This is a genomic window from Nostoc sp. FACHB-152 (genome assembly GCF_014697475.1).
Classification (GTDB): domain Bacteria; phylum Cyanobacteriota; class Cyanobacteriia; order Cyanobacteriales; family Nostocaceae; genus Nostoc_B.
Map to the genome: position 1 here is coordinate 1 of NZ_JACJRV010000181.1, position 2,597 is coordinate 2,597.

Sequence of the window (2,597 nt, forward strand, 5' to 3'; positions counted from 1 at the left end):
GAATTCTACTCAATTGGTATTTCTGCTACTAATTTATCATATCTAGTCTGGGAGAGCCAAAAAAATTATCTAATTCAGAAATTTATGTTACTGATATTCAGAATTTAGTTAAGCTAAAAATTGAACAATCTGTAAATTCAATATTAAATAACTCTGACTCTGACTCTGACTCTCAATTATTTCCTAGTCAGTTTGCTTATACTAAGCTCAATCTTGCTAATAGCTTCTATCAGAGTGAAAACCAACAACTCTATGTATTAGCTCACGAATATGCTCACTCAGCCTTAAAAGTAGCTCAGGAGTTAAATAATCCTAGATTAGAATCTCAGAGCTTGGGTGTACTGGGTACACTACAGTATGACCCAAATAAAGCTCAATATTATTTTGAAAAAGCATTAAGTCAAGCTCAAGCTATAGGGGCTTGGGATCTAGCTTATCAATGGCAACAGAAATTGGGGTCTTTGTACAAGCGGCAGAATAAATACGCTCAAGCTCTCCAGATGTACGAAGCAGCGATTAAAAACCTTCAACAAGTTCGTAATAATCTTTTATCAACTAATGCAGATTTACAGTATTCCTTTTACGAAACTGTAGATCCTATTTACCGAGATTACATGAGATTGCTTTTAGCTAACTCTCAAAATTTAAGTAAAGTCATTAAAACTCATGAACAACTTCAAATAGCCGAGCTAGAAAACTTTCTTCAATGTGGCAAATTAGAACTAGTTGAGTTAAATCAACTTAAAAATTTAAATACTAACTATACAGTTATACATATTATCGATTTAGGCAGTAGCATAGAAGTAATTACTCAGTCTCCACAACAGCTTTTATATCACTATTCTGTTGATTCCAAATTAGTTAATGATGCTACCGAGAGTTTATTAAATGTTATACAAGAGCCAAATTTCATTAATACTAAGAAGTCAGTATTTCTGGCTTATTCTCAGATAATCTACAACCAATTGATTGCACCTATTAAAAAACATATTTCTGATTCTGGAACACTTGTTTTCAATCTCGATCAGTCATTTCAAAGTATTCCTATGAGTTTACTATACGATGGCAAAGATTATTTAATTCAGCACTACAGTATTACTACAACATTAGGTTCAAGAATTAGACCACCTAAATTTTTAACAGCCAAACGGCAAAAAGCTTTAATCGCAGGGATATCTAAACCAAGCCCCAGTTTAAAATATCTCAATTCTTCTGAAGATTTTCAGGCTCTCCCGGAAACCAATCACGAATTAATAGATGTGAAAAGGCAAGTTCAATCTTCCGTTGCACTGTTAAATGAAGCTTTCACTAGCCAACGCTTTCAACAACAATTAAATTCAGGCAATTTTCCGATAGTCCATGTAACTACTCACGGACAATTTAGCTCTGATCCACAACAGACAGTTTTGTTGGCTTGGGACAAGCCTATCAACATCCGAGAATGGAAGGGTTGGTTAAAAGTTCAACAAAACCAAGACCCAATTGAATTATTAGTTTTGAGTGCTTGCGAAACTGCAAAAGGTAATAAGCGTTCTGCTTTGGGTATTACGGGAGTGGCAGTTCAAGCTGGCGCACGAAGTACAGTCGCCAGCCTATGGTTGGTAGATGCAAAATCTACTGCTATGCTTGTCGGACAATTTTACAAAGGTTTGAACAGTGGTTTAACTAAAGCTGAAGCACTCAGACAAGCACAACTGAGTTTGCTTTCCAATCCTCAATACGATCATCCTTATTATTGGGCAGGATTGATTCTTGTTGGCAGTTGGCTTTGATAGTCGTTGGTCTGTCAAGCATAATTTGTCTATCGTCCAATTGCAGAGTTCAATAATTTTAAACGTTCTTTAGCGATCGCCTCCTCATCTGATTTTCCTTGAACTGCTGCTAATCCAACTGCTTTACTATATGCTCTTGAAGCTTGTTGCGGTAGCCATCCTTCTACATAACGATCCCCTAAAATTCTATATAGGGTTGGGTTTTGGCTACCTGCTGCTACTTGTGCTTTCAAAGTTTCAATTGTTTCGTTTAGTACTCCTTCCGACATATAAATCACATCTAAATCGACAAACACTTCATCTGGCGGCAAATTTAAAGAATTCACTGCTTCTAGTGCTTGGTTGATTCGTGTCACTTCTGGTTCAGGTAGCAAGTGAGCAACCAAGGTATCTGCACTCATGGCAGAATCATCTTTATTTGCAATGACGATAATTTTAGATGCGCTCCCATAATGTAGCCCTTCTTTCTCTGGAGGATACAGCAATGTAGTATCATTGACACGTTTCACCCAATTTACATTATAGCTTTTCACTTGCACAGTGTAGCTAGTAGCTCCTGGAACAGCCACCCACGATATTGTTGGTCGGTTGTTCACCAGAACATTTCCGTATGGTTGGATTATAAGGGGTGTGTTTTCGTTTTCTTCATTAGGGCCTTTGCGGTTGGGACAGCCCTCTGGAGTGATGAGAGTACATCGTGGTGATGTATTAGCCTCTTGTGGATTAGACATCTCCAAAATAGTATCATTCTGTGATAAAAGAACATCAGAAAGCTTTTTTTACACAGAAAAATGTGCGACATACTGAACCACATTGAACAGAATC

At 37.1% G+C, this 2,597-nt stretch carries 2 protein-coding genes; one reads left to right on the forward strand and one right to left on the reverse strand.

Features of this window, described 5'->3' with window-relative positions; all coding sequences use genetic code 11:
* The first annotated feature begins 332 nt into the window (after window positions 1-332).
* Window positions 333-1,772: a CHAT domain-containing protein gene (locus H6G76_RS36390; RefSeq protein ID WP_190711041.1), complete on the forward strand. Its 1,440-nt coding sequence runs from the start codon at window positions 333-335 to the stop codon at window positions 1,770-1,772.
* A gap of 29 nt (window positions 1,773-1,801) precedes the next feature.
* Here H6G76_RS36390 and H6G76_RS36395 read toward each other — a convergent pair whose 3' ends face one another.
* The gene (locus tag H6G76_RS36395; RefSeq protein WP_190711042.1) at window positions 1,802-2,503 is read right to left on the reverse strand and encodes a hypothetical protein; all 702 of its coding nucleotides are present in this window, start codon (window positions 2,501-2,503) and stop codon (window positions 1,802-1,804) included.
* Between the last annotated feature and the right edge of the window lie 94 nt (window positions 2,504-2,597).

Bases quoted from the DNA above. Each gene is read 5' to 3' on its own strand.
- H6G76_RS36395 (WP_190711042.1), bottom strand. From the start codon at position 2,503: ATGTCTAATCCACAAGAGGCTAATACATCACCACGATGTACTCTCATC.